The organism is Planctobacterium marinum (genome assembly GCF_036322805.1).
Lineage (GTDB): Bacteria > Pseudomonadota > Gammaproteobacteria > Enterobacterales > Alteromonadaceae > Planctobacterium > Planctobacterium marinum_A.
In genome coordinates this window covers 1,612,165-1,629,115 of the sequence record NZ_AP027272.1, presented here as the reverse complement: position 1 = coordinate 1,629,115, position 16,951 = coordinate 1,612,165, and the positions used below count along the sequence as shown (strand labels likewise).

Below are 16,951 nucleotides of genomic sequence, written 5' to 3'. Positions count from 1 at the left end.
CACCTGCAAACAGATTTAACAGACTGATCTCAATGGTAATCTTGCAGGTTTTTGTAAGGCTGTTCCCCGGATGAAGTTTTCGTTACAACTTCATTTTCATAAGGACTATGTTATCTTGCATCGATACTCTTCCCCATAAAATACAACCGGATTACACCTCAACGATAATGAATATTGCGATATTTGGTTCAGCCTTCAATCCACCGACAATTGGACATCTGGATGCAATTGAATTTGTACTACAACGAGACATAGATGAAGTGTGGTTGGTGCCCTCATACTCGCATGCATTTGGCAAAGTCATGTTAGATTACGAAGTTCGCTTAGCCATGCTAAACCGTTTTGTAACTGATATTGCCCAAATACCGGTGAAAATACAGGCGATTGAGCAAACTATCGCCAAAGAGGGACGACCCGTTTACACCTGGGACCTGTTATCGCATCTACAAACCACCCACCCGAAACATCAATTTAGTTTTGTTATCGGCCCTGACAACCAAGCCAACTGGCATAAGTTTTATAAAGCTCAAGATATCCAGAACCACTGGCAACTACTGTTAGTGCCGGAGCGCAAACCTATGCGCTCTACACTGGTGAGAGAAGCCTGCGAGCAAGGTAAATCCATAACCGGAATGGTTACCTCTTCGGTAGAAGCATTCATCAAACAAAAAGAGCTCTATCGGATCGCGAATTAATCTCATACCTCATACGACTTAGCAATCAGTTTGCATTTCTCAAAAAGTGGGCTTAACTAAAAATAACATCCAGCCTCACCGGAGTTGTCAACTTGCCAGTTATCAGGAACTTAATTCGACTAGTGGTAGCGTCGACTGTACTGATTGGCAATGTAACTAAAGCCGACTTCCTTGTGGTAATGGAGCCTTCACCGCCCTTTCAATTTTTTGCGGATAATCAGGTTCGTGGCTCGGTTGCTTCTCACGTTCAGCAGGTTTTCCAGCAAGCGCAAATCCACGCCCAATTTGAAATCTTCCCCTGGACCCGTGCTGTCAACCTGGCACAGTCACAGAGCAACGTTTTTATCAGTGGTATTGCTCGCACTCAGGAACGTGAAGATCAGTTTAAATGGATAGCTATCGTACAGTCTTTTGACTTTGCTTTGATTACCACAAACGAACTGATCTATGCAGAAACCTTAGATGACGCCAGACAGTTCACTATTGCCGTGCAGCGAAATGATATATCACACATCTACCTTAAAGAGATGGGCTTTTCTGAACAAAAAAATCTGTTCTTAACAACTGATATTACTGAATCATGGCGATTATTAAACAAGCAGAAAGTGGATTTTTTGGTGGAGGACGTTGCAGTGGTAGAAGACATGGCCCGTGACTATCTCACTAACGGTCAAAATGTTACACAAATTGTGCCACTACCGGACCTACATATCGACGCATGGCTGGCTGCTAACCCAGCCATTAGCGATGAAGTTGTGGCCCGTTTAAAACAGGCATTCTCTCGCTAGTCTAACTATGCTCCATTTTCATGTTGTAAATAAAACTTAACATTTGTGTTGGTTATCAAAGCGTCATCAGCTATTGTTGAAGGCGCGAAATTTCTCTAGATTTGTGCCCCAAAATCGCCCGTCCGGACTATTATTGATGAGACGCCGTGGTAAAAACAACGGCGCTCCACTTCTCAGCAGACGGTAGCAGACACTAAGTTATTTCGAGGAACTTCCGGTGTATTCACAGCAACAGATTATTGATAGTTTGCCCTCTCATTTGCGCCCCTTTATTGCGCATCAGGATTACAATTTATACACACCTAGAGATCAGGCTGTGTGGCGTTTTTTAATGCACCAACTGGTTGAAAACCTGAGTGAGTCAGCCCACCCTATTTACCTTGAAGGCTTGCGCCGTACCGGTATTAACATCGAAGAAATTCCTAAAATTGAGGTGATGAACGATCACCTCAATGAAATTGGCTGGCGAGCGGCAGTAGTAGATGGTTTCATTCCACCAGCAATTTTTATTGAGTTTCTGGCCCACCGTGTGCTGGTGGTAGCGGTTAATATTCGCTCTTACGCTCATATGTTGTATACCCCAGCTCCGGATATCATTCACGAATCAGCAGGTCATGCGCCATTTATCATCGATATTGATTATGCAGAGTACTTACAGCGTATGGGTGAACTTGGGCGCCGGGTAATCACCAATAAAGGGGATATCGAAGTTTATGAGGCAATTCGTTCACTCTCAATAGTGAAGGAAAGCCCCAATGCCACCCAAGCAGAAATTGACGCAGCTGAAACCCACTTAAAGGACTCCATAGAACGCAAGAAAGAAGATCCGATTTCAGAAGCCGCATTGATGTCCAGATTACAATGGTGGACCACTGAATATGGCCTTGTGGGCACAGTAGATGACTACAAAATCTTTGGTGCTGGCCTGCTTTCTTCTCTGGGGGAAAGCTTAAACTGCCTTGACGATCAAAAAGTCAAAAAGCTCCCTCTGACCCTACAGGCTATTGCCACCGATTATGATATTACCCGCGAGCAGCCACAACTGTTTGTTGCCCGTAGTTGCCGTCACCTCAGTCAGGTAGCGGAAGAGTTCGCTCGTAATCTGGCCTGCAACAGGGGCGGCAAATATGGCCTGGATATGGCTATCGCCGCCGAAACGGTTAATACTGCCGTTTACAACTCAGGTCTGGAAGTGAGTGGCTTGTTGACCCACGCCATGTACGACCCGATGGGCAACCCAACTTATATTAAAACCACCGGCCCTACCCAGTTATCCTACAACGAGCGTCAATTGAGTGGTCATGGCATTGAATATCACGAGCATGGCTTCGGCAGCCCGGTTGGTAAGCTAGTAGCCATTCCCAACTGTTTATCCACTTACCATATCGATGACTTAAGAGACTTAGGTATTGAAATGGGCAAACGGGTTACACTGAACTTTTTATCCGGCGTGTCAGTAGAGGGGATGCTTAAAAACATCACCCGTCGCGATGGTAAAAACCTGCTATTCACATTCGAAGATTGTACTGTCACTGATCTGGACGGCACTATTTTATTTGACCCTGGATGGGGTGTCTTCGATATGGCAGTAGGTTACAGAATCGACTCTGTTTATGGTGGCTCCGCTGATCCGGCTGAATATCCGCTTTATAACAATCCATCTGACACAGCAACGGTGGCTGGTGATTACGACGCAACCACACTGGAGCTGTTCTCCCTTTATGGTCAAACCCGTGGCCTGAGAGAAAATCAGGCAACCAGCGCGGCACAAGTTGAAGATTTGATCCGCTCCTGTGAAAATAAGGTACAGGAAGAGTGGTTATTGATATTTGAATTGCTCGAGCTGGCCATTAAAACTAAAGCAGATGAAGCATTGGTCTCTGCTTTGGAAGCCAGGCTGGAAAGCTTATTAGCCACTGAATCGCAGGAAAACCAAATTCTGATCCGTTATGGAATCAACAGAATTGCAACCCAAAAGGCAAGTTAATGAATAAAATTACCATTATCTCAGGCAGTCATCGCAAAGGCTCTGAAAGCCTGAAAATGTCCAAAGTTTTGCAGGCAAGATTAGAAGCCCACTCCAGTTGTGACAAAGCTGAAATTATCGACCTGGCAGAGGTGAATTTGCCCTTCTGGAGCGAGTCTTATTCCGATTCAGAGCAAGCATTAATCGACAAGGTTGGTGCCCAATTAGAAGCATCTGATGGTTTTGTGGTTGTCAGTCCTGAATGGCATGGCATGGTAACTTCAGCACTAAAAAACCTGTTCTTATTGTTTACCAGTAAACAGTTTGCTCACAAACCGGGTTTGATCGTCGCGGTGTCCGCCGGTGTTGGCGGTGCCTACCCCATCAATGAGCTGCGCACCAGCAGCTACAAGAACAGCCGTTTGTGTTATTTGCCTGAGCACCTGATTGTGCGTCATGTAGGCAGCATCTTTAACGGCAAAGAAGACGATGATAAGAAAACCGAAGCCTACATCGATAAACGTGCCACCGCATGTGTAGGTATGCTTCTGGCTTATGCCGATGCTTTAAAAACAGCGCGGGAGATGATGCCAGATATGAGCGAATTTCCCAACGGCATGTAATGCCTCAAGAGCATCATTTCAAAACCTTAAAAAGCACCATCAGGTGCTTTTTTATTGCTCTTCAGAAAAATCAAAATGCACAGCTCGTTTGTTCTTATTAACCCCTAACGTTCTCAAATCCTGAAGAATAAATGATAAAATCGTTGTTTCGATTAGTGGTGCAAGAATAACGATTGCTACATTAAGTATAGTTATTAGTAAACTAATTTGCTCCGCTGATTTTGATGGTAATAGGTATTCCTCTGTCAGTTCTTAGTTCCTCTGGATTACTGGCTTTTTGAGCGATGATATCTCTTAATGATGATATTTTATTTCTCGAGTCTGTGACTCTACATCTACGGGCCCCGAGATCTCCAATTAAGATACATCCCTCAATATCCTTTACAGTGTTACCGGAATGTATTTGCACATTCCTCCGTTCGCCAGGTACATTGATAAGTTCTAGCCTAAAACCACGACTCCCGTCTGTTCTAATAAATGCTCTGTATGTACCCGAAGGAATATGACTAATATCATTACGGTTGTCCCTCCATGGTAATTCAAGGGTTGAGGCGAATTCTATACCATCAATCAACATTCGCCCCATAATGGCTTCACCTTTTTCATCTCCGCATGTCATATTTCTTTCAATATTAATTATGAGTTCATCTGCTGAAACGCTTCCGATAAAAAACAGTGAAAGTAGCATTACAAATTTCATAGGTTTGCCTTAAATCAATATCTTGTTCCTATAAAGTTAGCCACACTTAATGGATACATCAAAACTTTGCTTATTCTTTCTCTTGATGGACTAAAAATGGCATGTCTATGTAGTGGCAGACTAAACCCGAACACTCTTTTAAGTGGTAGCATTACACTTATAAAGAGGTGTTCAATGAGAAGACAACGACGGTCATTCAGTCCGAAATTTAAACATGATGCAGCCAGCCTGGTTCTCGATCAGGGTTACAGCTTGGCTGAGGCGGGACGCGCAGTGGATGTTCATGAAAACACCCTGCGTAAATGGGTTCAGCAGCTTGAATCTGAGCGCAGTGGTAATACGCCGAAGTCAAAAGCCCTGACGCCAGATCAGCAACGTAGTCAGGAACTTGAAGCACGCGTGAATAGGCTGGAGCGAGAAAAAGCCATATTAAAAAAGGCTACCGCACTCTTAATGTCCGACGACCTGAAATCCACGCGCTGATAGACCGGTTGAGGGTGCATGAATCAACAGAATTGGTCTGTTCAGCGATTGGGGTTGGCGTCAGTAGTTATTACGAACGGCGAAATCGCCAGCGCCTGAATAGTACTAAGCGGCGTATTTTGCGTGCCAGAGTAAAACGACTGTTCGATAAGAGCCGCCAATCGGCTGGCACACGAACGATTGTTGATATGCTTCGTGATGAAGGCATCGTTATCGGCAGATTCAAAGTCGGTCGGCTGATGAAAGAGCAAGGGCTGATGAGCAAACAGCCGGGTAAGCATGCCTATAAAAATGTGCAGGTTGAACGCCCGGACATTCCAAACTTACTGGACAGGCAATTCAATGTGGCACGGCCCAATCAGGTCTGGTGCGGTGATATCACCTACATCTGGACTGGCTCAGCCTGGCATTATGCTGCTGTCGTGATTGACCTTCATACACGCAGAGTAATCGGCTGGAGCATGTCACATCGACCGGATGCGGAACTTGCCGCGAGAGCTTTAGATATGGCTTACGAACTGAGAGGCAAGCCACACGGCGTGATGTTCCACAGCGACCAAGGCTCTCAGTACGGCGCAAGGAAATTCAGGCAAAGGCTGTGGCGATACAAGATGAGCCAGAGCATGAGTCGTCGAGGGAACTGCTGGGACAATAGCCCTATGGAGCGCGTGTTCAGAAGTCTGAAATCCGAATGGATGCCATCAACCGGCTACCATTCGCCAAATGAAGCAAAACGAGATGTGGGATATTACCTGATGAATTATTACAACTGGGAAAGACCGCATCAATTTAACGATGGGCTACCACCGGCAAAAGCGGAAGAATTAGCTAAAAAGGTGTCCGGATTTTATTGACCACTACACGCTCCATTTAAATTAGGAAAGCTTGAGTAGACTTCAACCGCTATTTTTTATAGCCACAAAGATTGTAACCGTGTTTTTTAGCGAGTTCAACGAGTTGGTCACGTTTGGAACTAACATCCTTTACACTCTGTTTTCCAAAGCGTTCAATGTTGAATTTAACTTCCTTCGCATAATCATTGCCTGCAGATTCGTTAATAGAAACCGGATCCGTCCACAGAATTTCATATGCATTTCCTTCACATTCGATAATGTAGAAGAAAGCGCCTGCTTCATCAGTTACTTTTTTTGCTCCTAAAGCAAATGAGGCGCTGCATGACATACACCCCAACAAAGTAAGCCCTATAGTTTTAGAAAAATTCATAATATTCTCATTTGTAATATGACCCACATCAAAGTTATGGTTACAGTGAAACCTTAACGGACACTGAAAAATTTATTTGCAGAGTAGGCTAACCCAAAGATACGGTGTCATAAAGCTAAATACTGATTTTAGTAGTCAGAGCGCAATTAAGCGTGATTCTTGGGTTTAACCATCTTAATTAAGATTGGTGCACCTTCCTGTAATTAATCTGACAGTACTTTCCGTAAAGTTCTCTACAAAATGATTCCATTGTTCTTGGTCTGCATTTTCTCGTTTAAACTCAAGTACCACTTTAGATCGCGCATTTACAGGCAGATACCCCCTTTCGTTAAAGCTTGGAAATGTCACTTCTGAGCCACGATATTGAATGATTTTTGACTTACTTTCCTCTAAATCAATCCAAATATCACCTTCAGAAAATGCCCTAGATCTAGATATTCGGAGCTCAGCATTAGAGCCGAAAGGAAAATTTTCTCTTAATTGAACTGAGACAACCTCTAAATAATTACAGCTCACGTTTCTTTTAGGGGTTATCTCGAATATAATTCTCGAATTCTCTGTGCGCAGATTGGCCAAGCTATAAGTATATTCATGATCTCCGTTCGCCATATTGATTGCAGTAAAACTTTTGTTTAATTTTTCAATGATGTCTAACACATTCTCAGTCATACAGTTTTCTGGCTGATTCAATTGATCCGTTTGACACAAATTAGAGACTTGAGAGATTAAATCGGTATATTGTATATCTGTGTCACCTCGCAGATATATTTGAGCCTTTCTCAGATTCTCTGCTGCAATCTTCGCTCTACGTTCTAAGCCTTCATTATCAATTACGCTATCTTGAAGAATTGCTACTTTTTGTGCATGGCTCAGTTTTTCTCTCCATAGAATTTGGGCAATTCGACTTTTATAGATTTGGATTTGAGTCTGTTTAAGTCGATTAATATGCTCCTCAACACTGTTCCAAATATCTGAAAGTTCATTGCTGATTCGGTTCACTGTTTCAACTAAGTCACTATATTCTTGTCTTCGTCGTTGATACTCTTCATCTTGCTGGGCTATATCATTGAAATGCCGTCCAAGATCGACATCTAGGGCGTCCTGTTCAGGTTCGATAGCTGTGTTATTACTCTCTACTAGACCCTGTAAAGCACCTTTCATTTTCGGAGTGTTTTCTTGAAGCAGACTTTTTGCCTTGTTTGTTTTTTTTATCTTATCTTCTATTTCTTTTTTGCGCTCCTTCAAAAATCTGCTCTCATCAGCAAAAGAATATTTAACAGACTGTTCCATATCTGCTTGATGCCCCCTCCTTAAGCGGGCTCTTTCTCGGCGTTCACTTTCTTGCTGCCTCGCCTTCTGTAGTGCTTCAACATCACCATTGGCCCGAACACTTATATCATATTCTACCATTCCTCCCTGTGTTGAAGAGTTAATAGCATCATTAAGCTCAGCTTGCTCGTCGTTCAGCATTTCCTGAGCATCATTTAGTGCTTTCAACTCTTCTTCATAACTAGATATTGTCTTTAACCCTTTGTCTATTGCAAAATTCGACAGACCTTCGACAATGCCTGACCGAATTTCACGCGTACTTCTTCTATCGATTAAGCCATTTACTGCCGTAATTACCGTTCCTGCCAACGCGGGACTTACGGTAGCTCCAATTACAAGAGTTGCTGAATGCTTGAGGACCTGAGCTCTTTTTAATCGATACCGTTGCTTACGCTGCTCCTCTTCCAATCTCTGAGAGGCCTCGGTAGCAATTTCTGTGGTCCTTTCATCAATATAAGATTTTAGCTGAGATTGCATCGCTTCTAATTTAGTCAAACTTTTTTCCAGTTCCTCTGCTTTTTTTCTAAGTTCTGTTAAGTTTGAATTTAAATCTATTGAAAGGCTCGTATTATCATTCTCTTCTGCTTCAACCCTACCGACCTGCTGAGTCAAAGATTTTTGTAATCTTCCCAGTGTTACTCTTAGATTATTGTTCTGCATGTATGCTTGGTTCAAACTTGAAACCTGGTTATTTAGATCTGCCAATCTAAATCTGGACAAACTATTCCAAGGTTGATTAAACGGATTTAAGCCTGCAGCTATCTGTATTTTAATTTGTTTTAAGTTGTCGAATAGAGCCCTTGAAGCTTTACAAAGGTCTACATCATTTTGAGAATTTGAACAGTCTGGCAATGTGCGATCATTAGAATAGGTTTCAAATGAACTTATGGCATCGTTTAACTGCTCTATTTGCCCATTCAAGTGTAAATGGTTTAGATAGCGATTAAGTTGTAGCAAAATCGCTGTCGAAAATTCTACAGAAGCAATTTTGAGTGCGCCATCTTTCTGTTCATTCACTGGGTCGTTGTCCTCGATATTAGCCGATGGCTTGAGGCAAAAGGTGTCTTTAAAGGTTAAACTAGGTCCATCATTGGTGCGATAAATCCCTGTCGTCATACAAAAACTGATCGCAGCACCGATTAAGTCGTCTCGTTGGCTCCTGAGTGGGCCTTTATTTTTATTTATTTTGCTTAACAGTGACTGGTTGGCAAAAACGTTAGCTGGTAGAAAAATATCACCGCCATTGGCACTTTGACCATGAGGTTGAAAGGGCGTACCTCTACTATTTTGAAAAGCAATCAGAAATGGCTGTGCTTGACGATAATCGCGGTGACCACTATTCACGCTGTACGGAAACGGCTTATCGTCTTCGAAGTACTTACAATTCTCATTATGAAAATACTTTTCACTATTTCGACCATTTCTATCATTCAGGTCGATTGCATCCATTTCCCCGTCTTGGCGCCTAGGGATGTGATCGGGCTGAGGGTATCTCCTCTCACTACGATATGAAGCACTAGCTTCCTGATTCGGCCTTATGATGCAAACTACATACATTAGAACATTTTGAATATCCGAGAAATGTTCTCTAGATGGCCTAAAGAAATAGTTTTCGTTCCCCTCAGAGACCAGGTCGTTTATTTCTATATTTGTATTCCTAAGATCTTGTAATAGAGCATCTTTACCAGATTCGGTTAACTTATTTTGGGAATCAATTAAATCACCAAATTTACTATTAAAATGACCACTAATTCTGCCGTTATATTCAACCATGTGGCCAGCAACACCTGATTTCCCTGATTGCCCTTCTTGTCCAGATGTATCGATGGCGATTTCGGACTCTGCAAAAGTCACATGATTTGATATCAGGCTAACACTTCCAGATATTGGAGCATCTAGTCCTGCCGCGTCGGACTCGTGGTTTGCAAAGGCTCTCCCTGTAGTAGTAATTTTGCCGCCACTATTAAATACAATTGATGCCGCATTTAGAGATACATTGGCACTAGGAACAATGAGGTTCGCCGAAACAGTTATTTTACCGAGACTGTTTATTTCGAGTTTAGTTAAATCATGATTGGCGTTATCCATTGAGTAACTCACACCACTGGGAGCAAGCTCAAAGCTCTCTATAAAATTCTCGTCGATAGTAATATCAGAGAGGAATGTCAGACTTCTTGTTCTTGCAGTCGTATCATAGGTAAAAAGAGCAAACTGCCCTATTGGCAGCGGAGTGATTGTTCTATCGAGATACTCCACGTATGTATCGCTGGCGACAGGTTGTGATGACAATGCGAATACGGAAAACATTAGCCCAGAAATAACAGTGTTAATAACTTTACTAGCCATCACTTTGATTCTCAGATTGTTAATAATACCAATAGAAAATACTAGTTGAATAATTGGAGCGTACAAGCAACAGATGATTACGCTTTAGTTTTTCTGGAGACACCTTTTTGAATCTCATGTCCGCTTTAAGTCTTGAGTCGTCACGCCTAGTCGCATGGATGCGACGACTGCTACCATTAAATCACTTCCAGCCCACCCTTTTGCAAAACAAAAATGTATTACTCTGTTGTTACACGACTTGTTGGAACAAGTCGCACTGCGATTGCCGCAGTTCGTTCGGAGCAAAAATTCATGGATGAATGGATACCGCCGAAGGACTCGGCGCAAAAAAAAACGTACACATCATTATACACAGTATGTGCGTTCTAAACAAAAGCCACAGGTATTATATATAAAGACCTCACACTCACTCACACACGTATAGACATGGTTTTTACTATATACTCCATCAGGTGCTTTTTTATTGCTGATCAGAAAAATCAAAATGCACTGGGTGTGGGGCATTTTGCACTAAGCGCTCTTTTTCTTTTTTGGGCAAACGCTTAATCTGATATTCATATTTTGATGCCAGTGAGCGCCCTTCCAGCGCCATGAACCAGACAAGCTCAAAGGGTTTATTGCGCAAGTACTTGGCACCTGTACCCTTTCGATGACTGGCTATTCTGGCTTCCAGATCATTGCTGATCCCGCAATAAAGCGCCTGAGATTGCTGTACTCGCAACAGATAGACAAACCACATCAGCGTTTTCGCCACCACAAAAAGCCCGCTCCTGACAACCATAACAGCGCAAACCACCAGGCTGGCACCGGTTTATAACTCGCGCTTTGGCTTTGCTCAATCGAGCTTTTTTGCCCGTTGTAATGATCAATAGCAGCGTGCAAGGCATGTACTCTGACGTCTTTAAAAGCATGCGGCTGGTAAACATAGATTGCTGTTTCAGCGAGGCTGTTATTGTCATTGTCCATCAGTCTGAGCTGGTGCCAACCGCCATGAGTAGGCCAGAAATAACCACATTTTAATGCCTCTCGGTGTGGCGTAGAGGTCATCGGAATTTTAAATTGTTCTAATGTCCCTTGCTCACCGGCATGCAAAATAGCGGTTTGCACCTTTGAAGCGGCACTTAAACTACACACTTTGATTCTGCTTCCGATATAGACAACATTGTCAGGTTCTTGAGGTATGAACCGGGAACGAGATGTTAGCGGTTTTGCCGCAGATAACAGTGTTTGCCAATACACCCCGTAGTCTGTCACTTGTTGTTGTCGATTCAAGACAAAGCTGTCTGGTATCAAGGTAATGACCACACTGCCCTTGCCAAGGTTTTGTTGTATAGCCATAGCGCGGCCATCAGCATCGCGAAGCAATGTTTTACCGCCAGAAGTTTCGGTAAATCGCAAAGACCGTATGTTAACGCCAGCATCAAATTGGTAATCATCCAGTGCAAATGTCTGCATGTTTTTCCTTGGGACATCATAAGGAGTCAGGGTTATACCCAACTCTCTTAACCAAGTCACCTCTTGCAAGCTATCATCTGCGATCAGAATCAACCCGGTGCCAGCTTCGATTCCCTCTTGTAATCGAGACAGTTCATTCTGGCCCAATCGGGCGAGTTTCCGGCCATCCATAACAATTACGTCTGAGTTATCTCGCACTAAAGACGTTACTGACTTTTGTACAAGTGTTTTACCCTCACTGATATCGTATTCCGATATCACGTCCTGTTGCTGCGCTAACAACCACTTTTTTAAACCATTAAATTCCGCATTTGGAGAAGAAGCCCACAACAGGGCCTGTTGCTTAATACCTTTTTCCACATAAAGGTGTAAATCAGCAACTGTCCGCTCCTGAGCATCGATAATTTGGTACTGCACCTGGCCGGTGGCTTTGGCTATCAAGCTAAATTCAAAGGCCTCACCAGGTTTTAGCACTTCAGTAGCAAGCGTTTCATCGGCGATATCTCGCAAGCGTAATTCAGCAAGAGGCGCTCCAGTAAAATGATACACACCGGATATATTCACCGTCTGTCCATGTGTCACCTGTCTGTCCCAACGAAGCTGACTGATGCCAACTTCTGGTTTTGCTTGCATGGCCTTTATAGTATCGACGGAGAGACCGGCAAATCCCGCTTCAGGTAAATGCGTGCCATTGATGTCCAAGCGCGCAATTTGTGGATAAAGACGGTGCAGCGCCGGTAAGGTCATCACAGTTTCCAGCTGAGGAAAATCAGGGTGATAACCCAGTGTTAATTGTGGGCCAGTAGCCGTCGTGAGAGAGCTATCTGCATCGGGTAAATGCACTGTTACCACTGACTCTTTACCGGCGCGATATTCGGGTTTCATTATCAAGCCCATAAGCGCCAGCAGTACGATGCAGGCTGCCGAAACTGCAAGTCTATTATGTCGGGTTTTATACTTGTGCCGGTTTTGGTATATCTGCCTTAAACTCAATGCACCAATGGTCATCGCAAATAGCAGCAATAGCCATTGCCACAAGGAAGGCTCTGGCAGGTTTATAAAATCCAATATCTTATTGGACATGATCAAAGCCTCCCCTCTTGCCCTGTTTGATTCCGCAGTTCATTCAACAGAAAGTGCTTACCGGGAGAAAAGGCTGCAGGTGTGGGAGCAGACAGTAACTGCCAGACTTTTTGTTGCACTTTCTCACGGCAATCAGTACACACCTCTGGCTGCCAAATTTGATTAGCCAATAAGGTTTCCAGTTGCACCTGAGTGCGGATTAAAGCGGGTCTCTGCGTTATCTGATTTGAGATCCAAACTCGCAGTTCATTGAGTTTTGTTATATCCCGAGCCCCAATTCTCCCTCTACCTGAGGCGATTAAATAATAGCTATCTTGCAAAAGCTGTTGGCTGGTATCGTCCAACACAAAATCCAGACTTTTCTCAGCACTTATAACTTCATCCAACTCCCCGGTTAAGCGTTTTTCTTCTGATACTGGAGGTGGTTCAAAGCCCAGGCGTTTCACGTAAATACGGTCAGCCTGTCGAGCCAATTTTAAATATTTGAGGGCTTCTTCTTCAAAGGGCAAGGCGCGTTCCGGCTCTCCTAACATCAGATGTAGCTCGGCGCTCCACATCTGCTCCACGGAACGTTTCATATAGGCCTTCGGATTAAACTTTAAGACAGGCCCAATATCCGCCTCACCATGATTGTGTCCAAACTGGTTTATTAGTGCCATCCTGCCACTAAGATCTGTTTCAGCATGGCTGCTGTCCCCGCCGTGATGGTCGTGGGCACTGCCCGGGATAAAGGGCTCTGGCGCATGGTGTTCATCTTCGTGATGTTCATGCTCATCGGCATGGTGCTCTCCCTCTTCTTCAGGGCTTGAGTGCTCCTCTTCAGCATGCTCCTGGTGTGTATTGCTATGCGCATGCATTACCGCGCCCTCAAACTCATCACCTAGGTATTGGCCATAGCGCTGTTTTAAATCCGACTGAGCTAACCCCAACTGTCTGGAGGTTTCATTAAATTCGGCCAGCTCAAGCTGCTGTTTATCCTGAATCAGCTGTTTCGTTTCAATTATGATTTGGCGCTGGCTTTTAAAGTATTCCAGCTCCAGGTCCATCACAATCCCTGCCGCCGTTACCTGCTCCACCTCCTCGTCCAACCATTTAACAATAATGGTGGAAGACTTACCCTCTTGCGCAGTGACTGGCTTGTTGTCCCATGCGACAACTGCAAGATAAAGTTCATCTCCTGGCTCCATACCCAATTGAGTTAGATCCCAATCGAGATTGAGGGTTTGCTCACGCGTGTTGACAGTAAATTCGCTAAGTGCTCGTTCGATATCCCTGAATTTAACCGCCTCGCCTGTACCTCGAGCGAGTGACATGCGCACTTTGGCATCACTTAATGCAAAGTCATCGCGCATTTGCACCGTTAAATCCAATACAGGTGTGTGTTGCCTGGCGAAGCTCATGGTAGAGGCAGTATCTGTACTAAAGCGCACATCAGGCTTTTGGTCTGCCTTGACTAAAATACTGTAAAAACCCTGCTGAAAAATCTCATCTGCCAAACGCAAATGATAGCTCTGACTTTGCTGCACCTGAGTAGTAAAGATAGCTGTGCTGCCTTGCCACTGAGGCACCAAAGACTCGCCGCCAGATAATCTTAAGGTTAACAGCGCTTCCGGGCGATTAAATGTCAGTCGCCACTCTATTTCAGCACCTTGCCAGGTTTCAATATTCAGACTTTGTAGACTGTCTATCGGCAACTGCATGTACTCGGGTGCACGACTGACAACGTCAATACTCTCGAGCACTAAGGCTACTTCAGATATTTCCGACTGCACAGCGATAGCAGAGGACTTTGTTTGCGGTGACCACAACCAACCTGATAACAACACACTTAAACAAAGTGATAACATCAGAAGAGAAGGCTTCAAGTTAAAGGGGGAAAGGGTGGCCTTGAATGCTTTGTCTGAAATCCCCTTTAGTTGCAGTTGAACCTTTTGCAACTGTAAAGCTTCCAGTTGGCTTTGGCTTTGATCTTGTAAAACCAGTTGGGCACTGTATTCCAGTTGTGGAAAATAATGATTTAGGTGTCTGGCCAGCGAAACCGCTGGAATCGTTTTAAATCCCCCTGTCATCGCCATGCAAAGTAAAGATATGCTACTCAGCAATACCACTTCCAGCCAGCCAAAAGAAAAAGCTAATATTGAAAGCACAGGCCAGTATTTCAGCGCAACAAAAAAAGCGCATAAGGACAGCCAGAGTAAAAAACACTCCGCCCTGGCTCGGCGCTGCGCAAGTGCCTGAAATCGCTTTAAATTGCTCATTCGACCACAGCCTCTTGTGCAACTCTGGCAGCTAACATTCGCTCCAAAAACCATAACAGCATAAACAGCATTAACAGCGGCCAATGCAATTCACTGGTTCTGTTGTCCAGCTGTTGTGAGCTGTTGAGCTGCCCCGCCACCATTTGATTAGCAACGGCTCCATGAACCCTGTATTGCTGCATCAGACGCACCATAGACAGCGCAAACCATGGTTCCTGCACCCATGATTCGAATTCAGCTAACAGAACGGTGTTGTAAATTACATGCTGCGCGCCCTGCCACCACTCACTGTTGGTAACGGGCCTGCCATCAGAGTGAAAGACCGACTCTGGCTCTTTTGAAAGCTCCGGCTGATAGTGGCTGAATACCTGCCCGGCATGTTGCAAACTGGCATAATGATGCTGTCCAAGTGGCTCGCCACTCAAATTTATGATGGCAGCATATTGCTCATCGGTTTGCACTTGGGAGCTGATATCCCGGGTGTTTAGCGTTAAGTGAGGTAAAACTTTCAGCTTCTCCGCCATTTGTTGCGCCAGTAACTGCGTATCCATTGAAAACAGTATTAACCAATGACTTTGTGAGCGAATTGGGGCAGGTTGTTGGGCAATATACCAAGTCGTATGACTGTCACTTAACCGAACCTGGCCTGGCAAACTTGCGACATCATTCGCCAGAAACACTGAGGTTGTGGCATTTTGTGGTAGTCCCGCCAAGGTTTCGGCTACAACCTCAAAGTTGCCCTCAATAACTATGACTTCCGCCCCCTGAGATAGCAGTTGTTCAAATTCGGCTTGCTGCAACTCAGAGAAATTAGCCGGCCAGTCTTGTGGCACCAATGCATAAGATTTGTTGCCGATAGTCATCGGCAGCGTCAACCTGGCTAACAATAACGCCAGCAGCGCTATCAGAAGACAACGCAGCAACAGTAACAACCAGTGTTTAATGCGATAACTGGGTTGTTGCGTAGGCTTTACTTTTTCCAGGAATTGGATACTGCCCAACAACAGGCGTTTACCTTTGTCGGGGTTTAACAGGTGAATGATGACAGGAACCGCAACCGCCAGCAAAAACAATAACCCCAAAGGTGCCAACAAGCTCATCGTCCATGCCTCAGTCGTTGTTGCAGGAATTGCGAAATGGCATGACTAAAGTCTTCATCTACATACAGGCGCTGCAAATTAATCGCGCGTTGGTCACAAAGTGACGCAATGTCTTTGAACCAGGCTTGTTGAGCTTGCAAAAAAATCGGCTTTGCTGTTTTTACACTCACTTTTTTGAGTTCGCCGGTTTCCAGATCTTCAAATTGCACAACGCCGTTAAAGTCGAAATCCTGCTCTTGTTGTGAATGCAGGTTAAAGAACAGCACATCATTTTTCTGATGTTTCAGCTGAGACAGACAATCAGCAATCTCGGTGTTTTTCTGATAGCCATCACTGATAAACACCACCATGCAGGCCTTGCTCACCAGACTGTTCAAGTGTTTTTGCCAGTGGCTATCAGGAAAGCTTCCTTGCCCCTCTTTTTGTTGTAAACAGTTGAGCAAGCGGTACCAATGAGAGCGACCCGAACCCGTCGCAATTCTTTCCAGGCCACTATCACTCATCAGCGTTAAGGAAAAGGGATCCCCTTGCTTTTGAGCAAGATAGGCCAGGACCCCCGTGAGGTATTGGCCATAGGCCAGTTTGCTTAACGCCGCCTCACCATCGGGAACAAAGCTCATGGAGGCGCTGCAATCCAGTATAAAGTGAATGGCGCGTTCACTCTCGCGCTCTGCTTCTCGCACGAAGTATTTGTCACTGCGAGCAAACAACTTCCAGTCTATTTTCGAAGCCTCATCCCCCTGTTGATAAACCTTATACTGGTTAAAATCAGTGCCTACGCCTTTGCGTACACTGGGGTGATGACCACTGAGGTAGCCCTCGGCGATAGTGCGAGAGATAAACTCAAGATCATCGTATTGCAGCAGCGCTAGCAGGGCTTCAGGTAACAAGACTCAGCTAT

General features: G+C 44.5%; 13 protein-coding genes. 5 read left to right on the top strand and 8 right to left on the bottom strand.

Annotation, left to right across the window (positions count from 1 at the left end; genetic code table 11):
• Positions 1–167 precede the first annotated feature (167 nt).
• From AABA75_RS07270 to AABA75_RS07255, 4 genes are all read left to right on the top strand, one after another.
• Positions 168–695 carry a nicotinate-nicotinamide nucleotide adenylyltransferase gene (locus tag AABA75_RS07270; protein WP_338291919.1) on the top strand — a complete coding sequence of 176 codons (528 nt, stop codon included), beginning with the start codon at positions 168–170 and terminating at the stop codon, positions 693–695.
• A gap of 122 nt (positions 696–817) precedes the next feature.
• Positions 818–1,483: a substrate-binding periplasmic protein gene (locus AABA75_RS07265; RefSeq protein WP_338291918.1), complete on the top strand. Its 666-nt coding sequence runs from the start codon at positions 818–820 to the stop codon at positions 1,481–1,483.
• Between the two features lie 217 nt (positions 1,484–1,700).
• Positions 1,701–3,470: an aromatic amino acid hydroxylase gene (locus AABA75_RS07260; protein ID WP_338291917.1), complete on the top strand. Its 1,770-nt coding sequence runs from the start codon at positions 1,701–1,703 to the stop codon at positions 3,468–3,470.
• On the top strand, positions 3,470–4,072 hold the full coding sequence (locus AABA75_RS07255) for an NADPH-dependent FMN reductase (RefSeq protein WP_338291916.1): 603 nt from the start codon (positions 3,470–3,472) through the stop codon (positions 4,070–4,072). The genes AABA75_RS07260 and AABA75_RS07255 overlap by 1 nt, the downstream gene beginning before the upstream one ends.
• A gap of 202 nt (positions 4,073–4,274) precedes the next feature.
• Here AABA75_RS07255 and AABA75_RS07250 read toward each other — a convergent pair whose 3' ends face one another.
• Positions 4,275–4,772, bottom strand: a complete 498-nt coding sequence (locus AABA75_RS07250) for a DUF5675 family protein (RefSeq protein WP_338291915.1) — start codon at positions 4,770–4,772, stop codon at positions 4,275–4,277.
• 174 nt (positions 4,773–4,946) lie between these two features.
• On the opposite strand from AABA75_RS07250, the gene AABA75_RS07245 reads away from it, so the two are divergent.
• A protein-coding gene (locus AABA75_RS07245) for an IS3 family transposase (protein ID WP_338291914.1) occupies positions 4,947–6,109 on the top strand; the annotation gives its coding sequence in 2 pieces (ribosomal slippage) (positions 4,947–5,202 and positions 5,202–6,109; 1,164 coding nt in all).
• A gap of 49 nt (positions 6,110–6,158) precedes the next feature.
• Here the strand turns inward: AABA75_RS07245 and AABA75_RS07240 are convergent.
• The 7 genes from AABA75_RS07240 to AABA75_RS07210 all read right to left on the bottom strand — a co-directional run bounded on the left by AABA75_RS07240 (position 6,159) and on the right by AABA75_RS07210 (position 16,940).
• The gene (locus AABA75_RS07240; protein ID WP_338291913.1) at positions 6,159–6,479 is read right to left on the bottom strand and encodes a hypothetical protein; all 321 of its coding nucleotides are present in this window, start codon (positions 6,477–6,479) and stop codon (positions 6,159–6,161) included.
• A gap of 174 nt (positions 6,480–6,653) precedes the next feature.
• Positions 6,654–10,154 carry a hypothetical protein gene (locus AABA75_RS07235; protein WP_338291912.1) on the bottom strand — a complete coding sequence of 1,167 codons (3,501 nt, stop codon included), beginning with the start codon at positions 10,152–10,154 and terminating at the stop codon, positions 6,654–6,656.
• 460 nt (positions 10,155–10,614) lie between these two features.
• A complete protein-coding gene (locus tag AABA75_RS07230) occupies positions 10,615–10,908 on the bottom strand; it encodes a GIY-YIG nuclease family protein (protein WP_338291911.1) in 294 nt (97 codons plus the stop codon).
• Positions 10,893–12,692, bottom strand: a complete 1,800-nt coding sequence (locus tag AABA75_RS07225; RefSeq protein WP_338291910.1) for a DUF7408 domain-containing protein — start codon at positions 12,690–12,692, stop codon at positions 10,893–10,895. The genes AABA75_RS07230 and AABA75_RS07225 overlap by 16 nt, the downstream gene beginning before the upstream one ends.
• Positions 12,693–12,694: 2 nt before the next feature.
• Positions 12,695–14,950 (bottom strand): hypothetical protein, encoded by a 2,256-nt coding sequence (locus AABA75_RS07220; protein ID WP_338291909.1) that lies wholly within the window; start codon positions 14,948–14,950, stop codon positions 12,695–12,697.
• Positions 14,947–16,050, bottom strand: a complete 1,104-nt coding sequence (locus AABA75_RS07215; protein WP_338291908.1) for a BatA domain-containing protein — start codon at positions 16,048–16,050, stop codon at positions 14,947–14,949. The genes AABA75_RS07220 and AABA75_RS07215 overlap by 4 nt, the downstream gene beginning before the upstream one ends.
• A complete protein-coding gene (locus AABA75_RS07210; protein ID WP_338291906.1) occupies positions 16,047–16,940 on the bottom strand; it encodes a DUF58 domain-containing protein in 894 nt (297 codons plus the stop codon). Before AABA75_RS07210 ends, AABA75_RS07215 begins: the two co-directional genes overlap by 4 nt.
• Positions 16,941–16,951 lie beyond the last annotated feature (11 nt).

Excerpts from the sequence above, each read along its gene's own strand:
- AABA75_RS07240 (WP_338291913.1), bottom strand. The coding sequence starts at position 6,479 with ATGAATTTTTCTAAAACTATAGGGCTTACTTTGTTGGGGTGTATGTCA.
- AABA75_RS07225 (WP_338291910.1), bottom strand. The coding sequence starts at position 12,692 with ATGTCCAATAAGATATTGGATTTTATAAACCTGCCAGAGCCTTCCTTG.
- AABA75_RS07255 (WP_338291916.1), top strand. The coding sequence starts at position 3,470 with ATGAATAAAATTACCATTATCTCAGGCAGTCATCGCAAAGGCTCTGAA.
- AABA75_RS07270 (WP_338291919.1), top strand. The coding sequence starts at position 168 with ATGAATATTGCGATATTTGGTTCAGCCTTCAATCCACCGACAATTGGA.
- AABA75_RS07220 (WP_338291909.1), bottom strand. The coding sequence starts at position 14,950 with ATGAGCAATTTAAAGCGATTTCAGGCACTTGCGCAGCGCCGAGCCAGG.
- AABA75_RS07250 (WP_338291915.1), bottom strand. The coding sequence starts at position 4,772 with ATGAAATTTGTAATGCTACTTTCACTGTTTTTTATCGGAAGCGTTTCA.
- AABA75_RS07215 (WP_338291908.1), bottom strand. The coding sequence starts at position 16,050 with ATGAGCTTGTTGGCACCTTTGGGGTTATTGTTTTTGCTGGCGGTTGCG.
- AABA75_RS07235 (WP_338291912.1), bottom strand. The coding sequence starts at position 10,154 with ATGGCTAGTAAAGTTATTAACACTGTTATTTCTGGGCTAATGTTTTCC.